We start from the raw sequence: 16,232 nt of genomic DNA on the forward strand, positions 1-16,232 counted from the left end.
GGGTCTTGGCAAAGAGGAAAGCGGCAGATTATAGCTGCCGCGTCCCGGGACTAACAGCGGTGACGGGCGGATGGTCGAAATGAGCGCGGATTCGCCGGCGTTCAGGCCCAATTAAGCCGCGCGTTGTTATCATCACGACCTCCTGAGCCTGGATAAACATTGCCTGCCATGTCCAACCTGACCGTTCGCCACCGCGCCGAACGCCTGCCGCTAGGGCTGCCGGACGCCTTTTTCGACCGTGATGCGCAAGTGCTGGCGCAGGATCTGCTCGGCAAAGTCATTCGTCACCGGGTCGGCGATCTGTGGCTGAGCGCGCGAATCATCGAAACCGAAGCCTATTACTGCGCAGAAAAAGGCAGCCACGCCTCGTTGGGCTACACAGAAAAGCGTAAGGCTTTGTTTCTGGATGGCGGCCACATCTATATGTATTACGCCCGTGGCGGTGATTCGCTGAATTTCAGTGCGCAGGGGCCGGGCAATGCGGTACTGATCAAATCCGCCTATCCGTGGGTCGATGAAATCAGCGGGCCGGCGAGTCTGGCGCAGATGCTGCTGAACAATCCCGACGCGCAGGGACGTGCGCGGCCTTCGCAAAAGCTTTGCGCCGGGCAAACCCTGGTGTGCAAAGCGCTGGGACTGAAGGTGCCGATGTGGGACGCCAAGCGTTTCGATCATGAAGTCCTTCTGGTAGAAGACATCGGGCCGGCACCTTCGCACATCATTCAAACCACCCGCCTGGGCATTCCCCATGGCCGTGACGAGCACCTGATGTACCGCTTTGTCGACGCCAACTATGCGCAATGGTGCACGCGGAACCCGTTGCGACGGGGTCAGGTCGAAGGCCGGGATTATTTTCTGCTGTAACCACACACTCATGTAGGAGCAGCCGAAGGCTGCTCCTACAGGAGGCCATTAATGATTTGGAGTTTTTCTGTATGGGCCCATGGCTCGATAGCATTACCGGGTGGCTGGCAGCCAATCCACAATGGCTGGCTGCTGCAGTTTTCATTGTGGCCTTTGTGGAATGCCTGGCGATTGCCGGTTTGATCGTGCCGGGCACCGTGCTGCTGTTTGCCGTCGCCGTGCTGGCCGGCAGCGGCGCCCTGTCACTCAGCGAGACATTGTTGCTGGGCTTTCTTGGCGGGATTCTCGGCGATGCCGTTTCGTACTTCCTCGGTCGCCATTTCCACCAGAACATTCGGCGCCTGCCGGGGCTACGGCATCATCCGGAATGGATGGCCGGAGCCGAATCGTATTTCCAGCGCTACGGCATTGCCAGTCTGCTGGTCGGCCGCTTCATCGGGCCATTGCGACCGATGCTGCCCATGGTCGCCGGCATGTGCGACATGCCTTTCCCGCGTTTCGCCGCTGTCAGCCTGCTGGCGGCCGCCGGCTGGAGTCTCGCCTATCTGCTGCCGGGCTGGGCCACCGGCGCGGCCTTCCGCCTGCCATTGCCTGAAGGGTTCTGGCTGGAGGCCGGCATTGTCGCTGGCAGCATCGCCGCAATGGTCGGTCTCAGCGTGAACAGCAGCCTGCGTCGCCACCGTCGCGCGACCATCTGGATCAGCAGCATGAGCCTGTTGATTCTGATTGGTCTGTTCATCGGCTATCCGTACCTGACAGCGCTCGATCAAGGGGTGATGACACTGGTGCAGGAACATCGCCAGCCAATGCTGGATGAAATTGCGGTCACACTGACCCTGATCGGTGAGTTCCGCAACATGCTGCTGTTCAGCGTCCTGCTGACTGGCCTGTTGCTGATGTGCCGGCAATGGCGTCATGCGATCTTCGTTGGCGGTACGCTGCTGGTGACCGCATTGGCCAACACCGGGACCAAATACTTCTTCGCCCGGGTGCGTCCGGAAGTGCTGACCGACCCACTGACCACTTACAGCATGCCCAGTGGTCATGCCTCAGGTTCGTTTGCACTGTTTCTGACCCTGGCGGTACTCGCCGGCCGTGGCCAGCCGCCACGCATGCGCCTGACCTGGTTGCTGATCGCCTGTATTCCGGCCCTCTCCATCGCCCTGTCGCGGGTCTATCTGGGCGCTCATTGGCCAACCGACGTGCTGGCCGGCGCCATGCTTGCCGCCTGTGTCTGCGCTGCCGCCCTGTGGCTGAGCCAGCGTAAAACCCCACTCAATCCCATGCCGTTCAAGATCTGGTGGTTGATCCTGCCGGCAATGTTGGCGCTGTTCGGATTTTTCGTCCTGCGGCACTTGCCTCATACCTTGTTGCGTTACGCCTATTGAATCTGGCGATACACAAGCCTTAATCCTTCTGCGCTGCTCTTTTAGGAATTCTCCGACAAGAGCAGCGCTGTTCTCTTATTCAAACTTACTCGCCCACGGTAAGAATCCTTATTTACCAAACCGCAACTTCGCACACTTCAAACTAAAAACAACCGAAGTTACATATCAATTACGAACCCTCACCCCAGCGCCTTCCATAACTTGAAAAACCGGTTAGATTAAATCCACATATTTGAAACCCTTCGGCACATTCTCACCCATTAAAGTGAGACCGCCTGCACTTGCCTGCCCAACAATCAATTCAACTGACGAAGCGAGGGTTTCAATACATCAACTGATTTCGAGTACGCCATGAGTCCAAAGACACCGCGCAAACCAACCCAGAGCTCAACGCAACAACCTGACGCGAGCACATTCCCGCCCCTGCGTACCGACACACCGTTCACTCCAGGTGGCCCTTCGATTTTCCGGTTACCGGGTTTGCCGAGTGGCCAGAATCCCGTTCACACCGCTGGCGGCCGACCGGTCGCGGATGCCCCCCCGCCTGCCGTGGTCATCCAACCGATGCAGGCGACGAACCCTGCCCGCCTCGCAAGCGATAATTCCCCCGACACCTACTGGCTGCGTGACGACTTCCTGCGTGGAATGAAACCGGCGGAGGATGACGGTTTTCGCTGGATCGTCGGACGACAGTTTGTCGACGTCGAATATGAAGGCGACTTGCGCACCACCCATGTCGGCCAGGATGCCGACGGGGTTTATCGCTGCAAGATGGTCACCGAGCGGTCCGCGTCCGGACCGGCGCTGTACCGGAATGAAGGCCGGTTGACCTGGCGCCTGACGGAGCATCCGGCACCCGCCATGGCCTCGACAAAACGACCTGCGCCGCGACCGGGCGATCAACCGGGGATCGCCCCCGGCACGAAACGGCCTCGACCCGCCCACCTCGATTCGAATCTGTACAAGGCATCGCTGCGTTCACCGGATGCCCAAGGCTATTACGAACTGGCCCTCGCATTCGGGGCGAACAACGCGATCACGCAATTTGCCTTTATGGACGCTTTTGGTCACTGGATCCCGGTCGATCCGCCCGCAGGCGGATTCGGTGCCCAGCCCACGCTCTTGAAGCATTGGACGGACCATGAGATCTGGCAGGTGTACGACATCCATGGCCAGGATCTCGTGCGTTTTCGCACCGAAGCCCAAGCCAGCGGCAAGAGTCCGCAATGGGCGATTCCCGAAGTCACGAACCCGCACCGCGACTTGTTACGCGACACCCTGCGCTGGCTGCACCCAAGCATGAATCCTGCACAGCGCGAAGCATTTCTGCAGTCCTATAACCTGCTGCCCAGCCAACTGGCCCGCTTGCAACAGGACCTGAAAACTGAACTGAAAATGCCGCAATGGGCGCAGGCACACAAACACCTGATCGACGCTCTCGACCATCCGCAGCGTCTCGAGCAACTGAGCCGCGAGGCTGTCGAGGAACTTAACCTCAAGCGTGATGCCCGGCATGACTGGTACAGCCCGGAATCCAGTATGACCGCGCCGGTGCGCGAAGCGCTGCTGGGCAAACTCGGCTATCTGCGCAACAAGAACAATTGCCTGTACCGCACCGACGTGCCGGCGCTGTTCCGTGGCGATGAACGCACACCGTTCGAGCTTGCCAATGACGGCTTCATGCTACCGCGCTACCAGCATAAACCGGGCGCCACCACGCATAAGCCGATGAGCGCAACCTTCAGCCTCAAAGAAGGCCTGGTGTACGCAAGGGAGCCTGACCCCGAGTACTTGCGGTTCAACAGCCAGACGAGCAAATACCCGGGGCGGGATGCTGACGATAGCGCCTCGGGCAGCGATGTCAGTGATACCGAGAGCAGCTCATCGTCCGAATGGTCCGACGCCACAAGCCCGGTGCCGTGGGATCGTGATCGCCGCTATGAATCAACACGCACACGTCAGCGGGAAATGTTTCTGTATGTGCTCGACACCCGCGACCTGGAAGTGGTGCCTCATGAAGAAAACATGAGTTTCAATTCAGCGGCCCGCGACACACCCCCCACCTGGTTTCCCTCCGATGACTTCGAAGGGCTGATATCAGTCAGCCGCAGAGGACTGGATGCCGAGCGTATCTGGCTGCTGAATTCGCACCTGAGCAAGGCCGTGAGGGTCGATGACCTCAAGGAACAGGCAGGCGCGAACGCTGAGCGCATCGAAGCCGCCACCCATGCCGGACACGAGAACAAATTCGCCTACGACCAGTTGATCGACAACGCCGAAGCCGCCGGCAAACCTGTGCTCAGTCTGTCGGGTAACGGCGACGAATTCGCCTACGCCATCCACTGGCCCGAGTCGACAACGCCGGCGGCTCGACATCAGTGACACATCGGTAGGGACACCGCTCATGCGTTTTCATTAAAGGATTAATGACATGTCAAAACTTATCGCTCCGCCACTTCAAATCGCCAATAGCAGCGTCGTTCAGGTCAATCCCGTCAGCGTCTCGGCCAACCCCCATGCGCCGCCGGCGGGCACGCTCAACGCAGTGTTGCCAGACGACGCTGACGCCCCTTATCGACGCACACTCAAGTCCCTCGACAAACATTTCGGCCCCTTGCGCATCGGCGAAATACTCACCAGCCGCGTCGAACTCCTGGCCTTGGGCGCGACCGTGCACGGCCAAGTCATCAGCCCGGCGAATGCCGGCATGCAGCGCGTGGATCAACACTTTCTCGACGGACTCAATTTCGATGCAGACCGGGTGCAGGCGCGTCTGTTGTCCGTCGACAATCCGGACAGCAATGTAGCGGCGATGCTGTTTTATGAAATCGCCTGCAAGCGCTCGGTCGATGCCGGGCCGCTGTTTGTCGCCGATATAACCATTGCCACCGGCAGCACGGTGGACCGCCTGAACCAGTTGGGCAAGGCTGCGCAAAAACTGGATATTCATCGCGCCGACGCACTGGAAAATGCCCCGGGCTGGATCAGCAAAAACAAAAGCTATTTGATGAGCGGCGCCGGGGTCGGCATGCAGGCGTTCGGCATCTACAGCGGCTACAAGGCGATGATTGATGCGATCAAGCACGGAGACACGCTGGAAGCGGTTTTCCAGGGTGGCTCGATCGCCGCCGAGTTCGGCTCACTGATCATCGAACGCGGGCTGACCAAGACCGGTGAGGCCATGCTCAGAAACGGCGGCAACGCGCTGAAGTATTTCCCGCTGACCTCGGTGGGCAAATACATGAGCCGCGGTGCCGGAATGTTCGCCAGCGCCATCACCTTGCCCTTCGACATTGTCGATGCCATCAAGTCGTTCAATGCCGCCGCCGCGGCGCAGGGCAAAGAGGCCCAGGATCATTACGTCAGCGGCGGTCTTAGCGTCGCCGGGGCGGGTATCAGCCTGGTGCTGGGCGTCGCCGCACTGGCCGGGTTTGGCAGCGTCGCCGGGCCGGTCGGGCTGGTCGCCGCCGGACTGCTTATCGCCGCCTCGATGATCTACCAGGCCGCCCGAGTGGTGGACGACATCGATGACTACATCGAACTGACGTTTGAAGAACGCATGCGCTCGGGCTGGTTCGCCTTCACCAACAAGGAACTGGACCAGGACGTACTGGATCGCTTCAAGCTCGCCAAAGGCTATCGGGACCACCAGCGACAACTGCAGTTGTCGGCCAAGGACATGCTGGAGAACGCCTACAAACACGCCATCGAACACGTGATCAACGGTGCCTTTCAGGTTGAATTGAAGCCCGTTGAAATCTGGCGCTACCAGTGGGACGAAAGCGCTGGCCAACAACCGTTCAAGCTCGACAACCAGGCCGTGGTTGTCGACGGCGATGACGTGATCGATGCCGGCAAAGGCCTGCCCGCCAACCTCAAAGGCAAAGTGTCGGGCAGTGCCGGTGACGACAAAGGCATTTTCTGGCGCTTGGGTGACGGCAATGACCGGGTTATCGGGGTCCGGGACAAGCCCAATCTGTTCACTTATCGCGCGGATCACAAAGCTTTGACCGGAGGCGACAGGGACGATGCGTTCTATCAGGACATTAGCGAGCAGCAATTGAACCTCACCAGCAAACCGGCCCACCTCAATGTGCTGGACGGCGGCGCAGGTGCCGACACCCTGGCCTTCGAAGGCAGCCGCCCGCTCAGCGACACCCGCCATATCGGTCACGACATCAACCTGCACAGTGGCAGGGTGGCGCTGCGCGGTCTTGATCCTGAGGAAAATGCCGTTGACGTCGCGCAGCTCACGTCGATCGAAAACGTCTCGACCCTGCGCAGAGGCACCAGCCGCGTCAGTGGAAACGACGCGGCCAACCGGATTTCCGCCAATGGCTACGACCGCATCAGCGCCGGCGCAGGCGATGACACGATTGCCGTCTACGGAGTGGACTGTCGAGTTGACGGCGGCAGCGGCGCAGATCGTTTTTACATCGCCAGCAGCAACGCCCGCACGACCATCAACGAGGACGCTGAAGCGTCGAGTCTGATCGAGTTCGGCTGGCCGGCGGAGGTCATCCAGCGTTGGCAGATCGTCGGTACTGCGCTGGTGATCAGTTCATTGCGCGGCAAGGATGGTAACGACCCGGAGCATGTACTGACACTCGAAAATGTCTACCAGTGGGTCGACGGCAAACGCCTGTTGAACAATGACCGTTTCCGTTTCAAGACCGAGGATGGCTATGAGCTGCTGGTCCAGCTACCCCAGCAGCCAGGTGAGGCGCTGCAGCAGGATATAACCCCCGTCGTTGTCGTCATCGGCCAACCCGCCGCTGCACCGCAAATCGTTAACGGCGGCATGATCGAGATCGCCGAACAGGGCTTGAAGCAGCACTTTGTTGCTCGCACCGAGCGTCCGGTGGAATTCGTTGCCCAGCGCAATACCGCCGAAACGTCCCGCACTGTTTATCTGGAATTCGACAACGCTGAAATCATCGATGTGCAGGTCAGTTATGAGGTGCAGGTGCGCAAAGGCGTCTCTGGCACGACCCACTTGTACTACACAGACTTCACCCTGTCGGTCTCCCTGCCGTCGAAATTGGTCATGTTCAAAGGTGTGGTCCAGCCCATCGCGGCGGCCACCGGTTACAGCGGCAGAAACAACCTGAAAGTCACCACCCCACACCTGCAGCAGGATGTTGTGCTGGTGCTGCAGGACCAGGTTTCCTACCGCCTGCAAGTTCCCGCACTGGATTATGAAGACGATGTAAAAAACCCCGGCACCCGCGTACGCAGCACCCGAAGTTGCCTCAAGCAACGCAATGGCAACTATCGCTTTGTCAGACCATTGGCCAGCGTGAAACCGCTGATAACGGCAGAACCCAGTCGCATCACCATCGACACCGGTTCGCACACCGGCATCTATGTACTCGATGGCCAGAGCTCGACGTACGATGTCCATCTGGCCAGCAACACCATCATTCGCCTTTCGACGCCAGGCGCTGCAGCGAAAACCGCCGATGCGTCGACCTGGACGCTGTACACCGACAAAATGAAAGAAACGGTCACCCGCGACGACATCCAACTGGACGGCAATCGTCTGCACATCGCCAGCGTCACCGTCGAATTGCCCGATATCGAAGACGACGTCCCGGTGGAATCCATCAGCGTGGCCACTTCGGCCGGCCATATTTATGAAGTGTCGCTGTTGTTTGAAGTGCTGCAACTCTACGTCATCGATGCACGTCGCTACGCCGATATCGAAGCTCTGTTAGCCGAGATCAATGCCCATCAACAGCGAAACGAACTGGCAGCAAGGGTTCATGTAACCCACGTCGGAATCGACGCCGGAACGATCGGTACGGTGGTTTACAACGCAGTAAGGAAACACTGGGCGCTGGCCAGCGATCCACAGATGCGAATCAACCCGCAAGACCTGGTCTTTTCCAACGACAAGACCTGACCCTCACCACGTGCCCGTCTGGATCAGACGTCCACACGGGCACCCGTTCACCTCAGCCTACGGACAGGCTGACTCGCAAAAAACGGAGTTTATTCATGCGCCAAAAACCCGGGCCACGGCCTAAATCACCTTCAGTCGAAACGCCCGCCACCTCAACACTGGCCTCCGCAGATCATTCGCCGAGCAGAGCGATAGTTGCAAACTCTGAAAACATTCCGGGGCCTATACCCGTCGAGGCGACCTCCTCACCCAAGCGACCTCGTCTGGAGGAACCCGGGACTTCCCAAGCAAAAACCTCACCCATCGAAGTGAGCGTCACACCGAGATCCGCCACAGACAGGCCGGACTTTTCGATGACGTCGCTGGAAGATTTCGCCCATCCGTATTTCGGCGATCTGCCAGGGCCGAATGAATCCGGCATCCGGCGTTATCTCGCCAAGGACTGGGTGGACGTGCGACTGCCAGGCTCTGAAGGCCGACACCACGTTTGTGTTCAATACGATGCCGACCTCAGGGCCTATCGGGCAATGTCCTTCTGGCGCCTGGCACCAGGCCCACCCATCTACCGGACCACCCAAGGCCATCTGTGGAGCCTGGATCGGCACCTCACCCTCCTCAACGTTGATGACTACGCGTTTTCCGCGACACCGAATGCTGACGGTTACTACACCTTTCGCGCTCTCGGTACGAGCGGCGATGACGCCATCCTCGGCTATGCCATCAAGGATCCGGAGCATCACTGGATTGCCATCGATCCCGCGCAGGCAAAACGCGACAGGAAAGCCGATGCGCCACTTGCGCAATGGTCGGATCAGGACATCCAGCGCATGTACATTCTGGATGACACCCGGATTGCCGCCTTCCGCGCAGAAGCACAAGCGGCCGGTAAGCCACCGGACTGGGCACTTCGCGCGCAGAACACCGAAGACCATCTGTTTGTCGCTGATTCTTTGAAGTGGCTGCATCCACACATGACCCTTGCCCAGCGCCTGCAATTGCAGCGCAGCTATAACCTGACCCAGAACCAACTGTGTCGGCTGCGCACAGAGTCGGGCGACGGCCAGATACCGCAATGGGCTGAACAGCACAAACGCCTGACGCTCGATGCGACCAATGAGCAGCGCTTCAAGCTGATCGACGAAGAGCTGGAAAACTACATTGAGGAATTACGGAGTCAAGGACTGGCCCTCGCCCACCATTGGCCCGCCACCCGCTACAGCGACGCCTTTTTGGCCGACTACGCGACCCACCTCGGCTATCTTCGAACCCGCCACGGCATGTTGTATCGCACCGACATTCCGGCGATGTTCCGCGGCGAAACCCGATTACCCTTCGAGTTGGCGCGGGATGATCGAATGATGCACCGTAAAGGCAATCCCAAGGGCACCACGAACAAGCGCGCATTGAGTGCAACGTTCGGACTGCATGACGCCACCGCCTACGCGGCGACCAAGGGCGGCTTCTATCACGAGTTACATTACAACTCGCAGGCCAATCGTTTTCCCGGGGTGAACCCTCAAAGCTCGAAAACACGAACCGGCGAATCCTCCGACTCGGGCAGCAGTTCGGTGTCGGAGGGTAAACGAACCGGCGACGAGACCGACTCTGACAGCTCGTTCGTTTTCGATGATTCGAAAGATTATGTATCCACGCGCCGCCAGCAAACCACGTCATTCGTCTACGCCATTGATACCCGAGGCCTGGAAGTGGTGCCGGGGGCGGAAAACAAGGCATTCAACCCCGCTAACGGCACATTCCTCTTCGACGACCTGGAAGGGCATATCTCCACGCCCACACGCGGCATCAGTGCCGAGCGGATCTGGCTGGTGCGTTCCGACCTGACAAAAGCCGCCCGGGTCAAGGATGTGCTGACACAGGCGGGTGACCGGGTCGCGGCCATCGAGCAGGCCACCTGGGCGGGAACCGACAGTCGTGCTGCCGGGTATTTTGGCGCCAACGCCTATGACAGCCTTATCGATGAAATCGCCGGTTCTGGCGGTGTGATACTGGATCTGCCCAAAGGCGACAAGACGTTCGCCGACGACATTGTCTGGCCGGTACCCGAGCATTACCGAACCTGAAAAAAGGCGCCATTCATCCAGACATGAATGGCGCCTTTTTATGGAGTAGCGGCTGGGCGCTATTGGATAACCTTGATCACAAATATTGCCGGTTTGTGATTGAAGGCGTTATGCCCCGTCCTGTTAGGATCGACGTCGAGGAATGTGCTCATTCCGCTGCTTATATGGCGATACAAGGGCTTGTCATCAGGTTCGCGGATCAACTCCAGATAGGCAGGACCGGATTCGATATCACTGAAGGAGGCCTTTGAAGCACCAGACTTGCTGATTGAAAAGTATTGCTCTGGCGCACGGGTACTGGCCAACAGATTATGAGTCTTGTCCTCTATGAATAACCGCGCACCATCGAATATTCCCGCGAGCACAAGGCTGATTGCATATACGTCACCCTTTGGGACGAACTTCAACAACAGTGGTGTGTCGTCATCATGGTCAGCCAGCGTTATGAAGCTGGACACGCGCGAATCCGCCAACCCCACTTCGGCATCCAGTTTTTCTGCCTTGGTTATGCGAAGGTCACGCAAAGCCTGTTGCAGACGTAGTTGATTAAGTACCACTGGCCGGCCATCAAGATAAAGATGCGCAGTGAATGTCTGGTTATTTGTTTTTGCTAAAGCCATGGGATTGCCCACCTGTAAACACCCCGCCGTCAATTAGCCACGACGACAGGCAATGCTGAAAAAGGAAATAATCAAACCGCAGTCGCAGTCACTACGCTGGTGGCGGACGCCGACATCCGTGGCACTTCGCCGCCAGGGACTTTTTCAGATTTTCGTTTACGCCGGGCTATTACCATCCGGTCCGCATAAGTGGATGCCGCCTCAATTACGTGGCTAACGTTATGATCCGTCTCGGCATGTTTCAAAATATACTTGCCGGCAATATCATCCCAAAACGCCCATTCATCTTCATAGACAGTCATGCTTTTATCCTTATTTTTATTCAAGTTATCCGCTTCCTGCGGACAACTTGAAATTAAGACAAAGACAAAAGCAAAACAATGCTGGCAGGCGCCATCAGTTAATTCAAAGTGCAACTAGGCGAACAATTCACCTTGTAGTTCGTCGAGCAGCGCCTGAATTGCATCCAGCCGCTGCTGGGGATCATCGAGTTGTAACAGATCGATCTTGTCTTCTTCGGCGAAGGGCAGCAGATAGGCCAACTGATTGGCCAGCGATTGCTGACCCAGCGCTTCAGTGCCCATGTCCAGCGCTTCCACCATCGGGTGCTCGGCCAGTGCCTTGAGCAACGCCACCAGATCAGCATCCTCGTCCTGTAACGGTTGCTCGGGTTCGTCATCCAGCCAGTCGACATCGGCGAGGATCAACTGATCGCGCTGCACCTCGGTACGCAACACCGTGAACCGCCGCCCGCCCTGCACACGAATGCCGAGCAAGCCGTTGTCCTGCTGCTGGAAATCGGTGATGCGTGCTTCGCAGCCGACCATAGCAAAACCTTCTGGCGCGACGCCGACTTCGTGGCCATCAAGGATGCACACCACACCGAAACCGCCACCCTGCTTCATGCAGCGGCCGATCATGTCGAGATAGCGCGCCTCGAATATCTGCAAATCGAGGTTGCAGCCGGGAAACAACACGGTGTTCAGCGGGAAAAGCGGCAGACTCATAGACATTTCCTTACACCACCATCGACACCGCCAGCGGCAGGAAGACTGCCGTGGCCACGCCCATCAGACTCATCGCCAGCGCCGCAAACGCGCCGCACTCATCACTTTCCTGCAACGCCACCGACGTGCCGACCGCATGCGCGGTCATGCCCAGCGCCATGCCACGCGCCTCGGGACTGTGCACGCCAAGGCGGGTCAACAACGCCGGGCCGAAGATCGCACCGATCACCCCGGTGATCAACACGAATACCGCCGCCAGCGCCGCAACGCCACCAATCTGCTCAGCCACCAGCATTGCGATCGGCGAGGTCACCGACTTCGGCGCCATGGTCATCAGAATCATGTGCTCGGCACCGAACCACCAGCCCAGCGCCACCCCCATGCCTGTGGCGACTACGCCGCCTATCACCAGCGTAGTAAAAATCGGCCAGAACAATTGGCGAATACGCCGCAGGTTGAGATACAGCGGCACCGCCAATGCAACGGTCGCAGGGCCGAGCAGAATGCTGAGGATCTCGGTGCTCTTGCGATATTCGGCATAGGTCAGGCCACAGCCGACCAGCACACCGATCACCAACAGCATGGAGACCAGCACCGGTTGCAGAAAGATCCAGCGGGTTTTCTCGAACGCCGCCAGCACCAGTTGATAGGCGCCGAGGGTGATGCCGATGCCGAACAGCGGATGATGGATAACGGAGGCCCAGGCGCCCTGCCAGTCAAAGAGCATCAGGACTCCTCCGACGTGGGGGCGTGCCGTTTGACCAGGCGTTGCATCAGCACCCCGGCGAAGGCCATCGACAGGATCAACGACAGCACCAACGCACCGACAATCGCCCAGAAATCCGCGGCAATGTCGCTCGCATAAACCATCACGCCCACGGCCGGCGGCACCAGCAGCAATGGCAGATAGCGCAGCAGGCTGCCAGCCGCGAGGTTCAGCGGCTCACCCACTTCACCGCGAACGATCAGGAAGACCAGCAACAGCAGCAGACCGATGATCGGCCCCGGCAGCACTGGCAAGAGCAAATGATTGAGCGCCGTGCCGAGCAATTGGAACAGCACCAGCAGGGTCAGGCCACGTAGCAACATCCGACATCTCCGTCTTACTTTTCACCCAGCAGGGGCTCGGCATTATAAGCACGCCTGCGCTATGGATCGGCATTCGCCAAAAGCATGGTCGGTTGACCGGAGCAAATCGCCATGATGATCTACAGTGGTTCGCAGGGCGGTCAAATCCCCCACCTGAAAAACTATAAAACCGATGAACCCAAGGAGAGTCTCAATGCCCTATGTTCCCGTTGCAGAGCTCAAAGATTATGTCGGCAAGGAACTCGGACGTTCCGAATGGCTCACCATCGATCAGGAACGCATCAACCTGTTCGCCGAAGCCACCGGTGATTATCAGTTCATTCACGTCGACCCGGTCAAAGCCGCGCAAACGCCATTTGGCAGCACCATTGCCCACGGTTTCCTGTCGTTGTCGCTGATCCCGAAATTGATGGAAGACATCCTGATCCTGCCGCAAGGCGTGAAGATGGTGGTCAATTACGGCCTGGACAGCGTGCGTTTCATCCAGCCAGTGAAGGTCAATTCCAAGGTCCGCCTCAAGGTCGATCTGGGCGAGGTGACCGAGAAAAAACCGGGCCAGTGGCTGCTCAAAGCCACCGCGACACTGGAGATAGAAGGCTCGGACAAACCGGCCTATATCGCCGAGCCACTGTCGCTCTGCTTCGTCTGATGGTTCTGGATGCGAAGCAGCGCACGCTGTTTCGCGTCAACACTGTTTTTACCGGCTGCATTAGGTCACATAGCTGCGGCATACTCGGTCGCCTAATTGCCCGGATCCCGCTATGCGCTCACTCGCTCGTCTTGCACCCCTTGCCTTGACCCTGATGCTCACCGCGTGCGGCGACGGCGAATCGCTGCTGCCCCCGGATGCGCGCCTGCCCGACGGTGGACGCTATCGTGGTGAACTGGTCGATGGCTTGCTGCAAGGTCAGGGCCGCGTCGACTACCCCAACGGCAGCTGGTATGCCGGGCAGTTCGATAAGGGTCAGTGGCATGGTCAGGGCGAATGGCATGGCAGCAACGGCGAGGTCTATCGCGGGCAGTTTCAGCAAGGCCTGTTCGACGGCCAAGGCAGCCTGACCACCAACGCCAGCAGTTACACCGGCGGCTTCAAACAGGGACGCCGCGAAGGCGAAGGCACCCTGAAAGAAAACGCCATGACCTATCGTGGCGAGTTCAAGGCTGACCAATACTCCGGGCTCGGCCGTCTGGAAATGGACGACGGCAGCTCCTATCAAGGCCAGTTCGCCCACGGCAAGCCCAACGGCGAAGGCCAGCGCGGCGATGCCAGCGGTAACTCGTTCAGCGGGCATTTCGTCAACGGTCAGCTGGAAGGCAAAGGCACCTTCAACAGCGCGGACGGCGATATCTACGTCGGCGGCTTCAAGAACAATCAACTGCACGGCAAAGGTCGCTACGAAAACGCCGACGGCGATGTCTGGCTCGGCCAGTTCAAGGAAGGCGCGCTGACCGGCAAGGGCGAACTGATCGGCGCCGACGGTAGCCATTACATCGGCACGTTCAGCGACTGGCGCTTCAGCGGTCAGGGCCGCTTGAACCTGTCCGATGGCAGCTTTTACATCGGCGGCTTCGACAACGACAGCTACTCCGGACGCGGCACCCTGGTGCTCACCGATGGCAGCGTGATGAGCGGCACCTGGGTCAACGGCCAGCGCGTGCGCGACGCCGACGGCAAGTTATTGCCCGATACGCTCGAACTCGGCTTGCTCGCTCAGGGCCGCCTGCTTGATGACGCGTTGGCCGCCATTCCCGCGTCGACCCCGGCGGTCGAGTTGTACACGTTGACCCTCGGCGGCGACGGCAAACAAAGCGTATTCCTGCGCGAATCCGACTACGTCGCCAACATGCTCAACACGCGCTTCGGCGCTTATGGCCAGGTCCGTCTGGTCAACCACCGTGACCACCTCGGCGACCGGCCGATGGCCACCCGCGAGAACCTGCGTCGTGCCGCGCAAACGCTGGCCGAACGCAGCGGCCCGGAAGACCTGCTGTTCATCTACCTGACCAGCCACGGCACCGCCGAACATGAGCTGGTGCTCGACCAGCCGCGCATGGAACTGGCCGACCTGCCCGCCGATGAACTCGCCGCTGTACTGGCGCCGCTGAAAAATCGCGACAAGGTCATCGTGATTTCGTCGTGCTACTCCGGCGGCTTTATCCCGGCGCTGAAAGACGAACGCACGCTGATCATGACCGCCTCGCGCGCCGATCGGGTGTCCTTCGGCTGCTCGGAAGAAGCCAACTTCACCTACTTCGGCGATGCACTGTTCGCCCAGGCGCTGAACCAGACCGATGATCTGGAGCAAGCCTTCAAACTGGCCAAGGCCACCGTCGCCGAGCGTGAACTGGCGGATAATTTCGAAGCGTCGGAGCCGCAGATCTGGGCGCCCAAAACCGTGCTGTCGCACTGGCAACTGCTGCGCAAACAGCAAGCCAGAAAAGCATTGCAGAGTGCTGCATTGAACGACGGAGCGACAAAGAGCAACTAAGCTGAACAGTATCAAGGGAGAGACACTATGTACTTGACGCCTCAGCACGTATTGCTTGCCGGAGCCACCGGTTTGACCGGTGAACATCTACTCGACCGTTTGCTCAACGAGCCGACGATTTCTCGCGTGCTCGCCCCTTCCCGTCGCCCCTTGGCCGAACATCCGCATCTTGAAAACCCGGTGGGCGATCCGCAGGCGTTTCTGCCGCAACTCAGTGGCCGCGTCGACATCGCCTATTGCTGCCTCGGCACCACCATCAAACAGGCCGGGTCTGAAGCGGCGTTTCGCGCGGTGGATCTGGACATGGTGGTGGCGTTCGCCAAACGCGCGCGGGAGATGGGCGCGCGGCACCTGATCGTGATCAGTGCGATAGGCGCCGATCCGAAATCGTCGGTTTTCTACAATCGGGTCAAAGGCGAAATGGAGCAGGCCTTGCGTGCGCAGGACTGGCCGCAATTGACCATTTGCCGGCCTTCACTGTTGTTGGGTGAACGGACCGAACCACGTCTGGCCGAGCAACTGGCCGCACCGTTGTCAAAGCTGATTCCGGGTAAATACCGGGGCATCGAAGCGTGCCAATTGGCGCGAGCGATGTGGCGGTTGGCGCTGGAAGAGCAAGATGGGGTGCGGGTGATCGAGTCGGATGAGCTGCGCAAGCTGGGCAAATAATCTTCCGCCGCATGATCGTTCCCACGCTCTGCGTGGGAACGCAGCCACGGACGCTCTGCGTCCCAAAGCGTGACGCAGAGCGTCACCGGAGGCGTTACCACGCAGAGCGTGGGAACGATC

General features: G+C 59.1%; 13 protein-coding genes. 8 read left to right on the plus strand and 5 right to left on the minus strand.

Annotated elements, in window-relative coordinates; translation table 11 throughout:
* The first annotated feature begins 168 nt into the window (after positions 1-168).
* The 5 genes from AC0ZWN_RS15890 (at position 169) to AC0ZWN_RS15910 (ending at position 10,238) form a co-directional block, all read left to right on the plus strand.
* The gene (locus AC0ZWN_RS15890) at positions 169-864 is read left to right on the plus strand and encodes a DNA-3-methyladenine glycosylase (RefSeq protein ID WP_476335678.1); all 696 of its coding nucleotides are present in this window, start codon (positions 169-171) and stop codon (positions 862-864) included.
* Between the two features lie 71 nt (positions 865-935).
* On the plus strand, positions 936-2,252 hold the full coding sequence (locus AC0ZWN_RS15895; RefSeq protein ID WP_476335679.1) for a bifunctional DedA family/phosphatase PAP2 family protein: 1,317 nt from the start codon (positions 936-938) through the stop codon (positions 2,250-2,252).
* A 564-nt stretch (positions 2,253-2,816) separates the two neighbouring features.
* Positions 2,817-4,634: a hypothetical protein gene (locus AC0ZWN_RS15900; RefSeq protein WP_476335680.1), complete on the plus strand. Its 1,818-nt coding sequence runs from the start codon at positions 2,817-2,819 to the stop codon at positions 4,632-4,634.
* Between the two features lie 49 nt (positions 4,635-4,683).
* On the plus strand, positions 4,684-8,157 hold the full coding sequence (locus AC0ZWN_RS15905) for a calcium-binding protein (RefSeq protein ID WP_476335682.1): 3,474 nt from the start codon (positions 4,684-4,686) through the stop codon (positions 8,155-8,157).
* 353 nt (positions 8,158-8,510) lie between these two features.
* Positions 8,511-10,238 carry a hypothetical protein gene (locus AC0ZWN_RS15910; RefSeq protein WP_476335684.1) on the plus strand — a complete coding sequence of 576 codons (1,728 nt, stop codon included), beginning with the start codon at positions 8,511-8,513 and terminating at the stop codon, positions 10,236-10,238.
* Positions 10,239-10,297: 59 nt separating this feature from the next.
* Here the strand turns inward: AC0ZWN_RS15910 and AC0ZWN_RS15915 are convergent, their stop codons facing one another.
* From AC0ZWN_RS15915 to AC0ZWN_RS15935, 5 genes are all read right to left on the minus strand, one after another.
* Positions 10,298-10,858, minus strand: coding sequence for a hypothetical protein (locus AC0ZWN_RS15915; RefSeq protein ID WP_460089054.1), 561 nt, complete (start codon positions 10,856-10,858; stop codon positions 10,298-10,300).
* Positions 10,859-10,929: 71 nt separating this feature from the next.
* Positions 10,930-11,160 (minus strand): hypothetical protein, encoded by a 231-nt coding sequence (locus AC0ZWN_RS15920; RefSeq protein WP_093434550.1) that lies wholly within the window; start codon positions 11,158-11,160, stop codon positions 10,930-10,932.
* Between the two features lie 114 nt (positions 11,161-11,274).
* A complete protein-coding gene (locus AC0ZWN_RS15925) occupies positions 11,275-11,865 on the minus strand; it encodes an LON peptidase substrate-binding domain-containing protein (RefSeq protein ID WP_476335685.1) in 591 nt (196 codons plus the stop codon).
* Between the two features lie 10 nt (positions 11,866-11,875).
* Positions 11,876-12,592 carry an LrgB family protein gene (locus tag AC0ZWN_RS15930; RefSeq protein WP_095048787.1) on the minus strand — a complete coding sequence of 239 codons (717 nt, stop codon included), beginning with the start codon at positions 12,590-12,592 and terminating at the stop codon, positions 11,876-11,878.
* The gene (locus tag AC0ZWN_RS15935) at positions 12,592-12,954 is read right to left on the minus strand and encodes a CidA/LrgA family protein (RefSeq protein ID WP_093434544.1); all 363 of its coding nucleotides are present in this window, start codon (positions 12,952-12,954) and stop codon (positions 12,592-12,594) included. The genes AC0ZWN_RS15930 and AC0ZWN_RS15935 overlap by 1 nt, the downstream gene beginning before the upstream one ends.
* 193 nt (positions 12,955-13,147) lie before the next feature.
* Between AC0ZWN_RS15935 and AC0ZWN_RS15940 the strand changes: the two genes are divergently transcribed.
* The 3 genes from AC0ZWN_RS15940 to AC0ZWN_RS15950 all read left to right on the plus strand — a co-directional run bounded on the left by AC0ZWN_RS15940 (position 13,148) and on the right by AC0ZWN_RS15950 (position 16,112).
* Positions 13,148-13,603, plus strand: coding sequence for a MaoC family dehydratase (locus tag AC0ZWN_RS15940; protein WP_007909575.1), 456 nt, complete (start codon positions 13,148-13,150; stop codon positions 13,601-13,603).
* Between the two features lie 112 nt (positions 13,604-13,715).
* A complete protein-coding gene (locus AC0ZWN_RS15945; RefSeq protein ID WP_476335687.1) occupies positions 13,716-15,443 on the plus strand; it encodes a C13 family peptidase in 1,728 nt (575 codons plus the stop codon).
* 27 nt (positions 15,444-15,470) lie between these two features.
* A complete protein-coding gene (locus AC0ZWN_RS15950; RefSeq protein WP_095048790.1) occupies positions 15,471-16,112 on the plus strand; it encodes an oxidoreductase in 642 nt (213 codons plus the stop codon).
* Positions 16,113-16,232 lie beyond the last annotated feature (120 nt).

Source organism: Pseudomonas sp. 3B-A001-10F (assembly GCF_056313565.1).